The organism is Acinetobacter nectaris CIP 110549 (genome assembly GCF_000488215.1).
Classification (GTDB): domain Bacteria; phylum Pseudomonadota; class Gammaproteobacteria; order Pseudomonadales; family Moraxellaceae; genus Acinetobacter; species Acinetobacter nectaris.
This window is the reverse complement of sequence record NZ_KI530730.1, coordinates 1-1,153: the sequence shown is the minus strand read 5'-3', so window position 1 is coordinate 1,153 and position 1,153 is coordinate 1. Positions and strand designations below refer to the sequence as shown.

Genomic DNA, 1,153 nt, shown 5'->3' with positions numbered 1-1,153 from the left:
TATAGCCTATTGTAATTTTTCCTGATGATTTAATACGATCTAATGTAGTTTCAGCATTTGACTGAAGTCCAAATAAAGATAATAAAATCAATAATGTTGTCTTTTTCATTGATACCTCATCGTAATGATCATGAATGATTTATTCAAATTTCATAAAACAAACATAATATAATTATAAACAAAAATCCATAAAACATTTAAATTCAATTATTTATTAGAATAGAAAAAGCAATAGCTTTATAAATAAATTTATTAGTCACATTTGAGATTAAAAAACAATCAATTATTAATTTTATTAAGCTATTTAATATCTCTATTTTAAGAGTTTATCCACATTTTCTGCGGATAAATTTGAGCATATTTACTTATGATCAAGTAAAGAAATCTTTTCATCTTGATTGAAATGAATAAGCTTTTTCAGTAAAAAAGTTAAAGCAAAATAATTCTTTGAGATAAACATCATTAATGTTGGAATTATAATCATGCTCCAATTTATGTGATGTATTTTGCTAGAAAATAGCTCATATGAAGAATATAAAAAAATCATGTAAAAAAATGATTTAGATATAAAATAAAGAATCTTTGCATGCATTTTCACTCTTTCACTAGAATTTCGACCAATATAAGAGTTATAAGTATTTAATTTTTTAAACCCTGCATGAATAGCATACGCAAATATACAATATAATGTTGCTAATAAGAACATGAGTGAGCTTGATAAAGGCACATAGCCTAACTTAGATGTGAACTGGCCCATAAATGAGAAAATAGTCAGCAAACTAAATAAAATAACTCCAATTTGGCGAAATTTTTCATTAACAATATTTTTAGTATTCACTTAATAGATTCTCTATTTTTTTAAATTTTCAGAATTGAGTATAACTAATTATTCTAACCAAAATGATTACTCGTCTAATAAAGATTTAATAAGAAATTCAGTTAAGCAATATAAATTATTCTTTCAGAAGAAAAATTTATATGAACTCAAGTTCAAATATTTCCGAAATCATATTAAAGAGTATCATTGTAGACTTTGTTCTTTATTGACTTGGTTGGATCTTTCTAAAAAGTACCCAAAAAAATTAAGCCCGATATTAGATATTTGGACATCTATTTTGGGGCTGTATTTCTTATACTAACTATTTTTTCTTTA

General features: G+C 23.9%; 1 protein-coding gene. It reads right to left on the bottom strand.

What is annotated here, in order from left to right:
- Positions 1-361: 361 nt before the first annotated feature.
- Positions 362-838, bottom strand: a complete 477-nt coding sequence (locus tag P256_RS08825) for a hypothetical protein (RefSeq protein WP_023273345.1) — start codon at positions 836-838, stop codon at positions 362-364.
- Between the last annotated feature and the right edge of the window lie 315 nt (positions 839-1,153).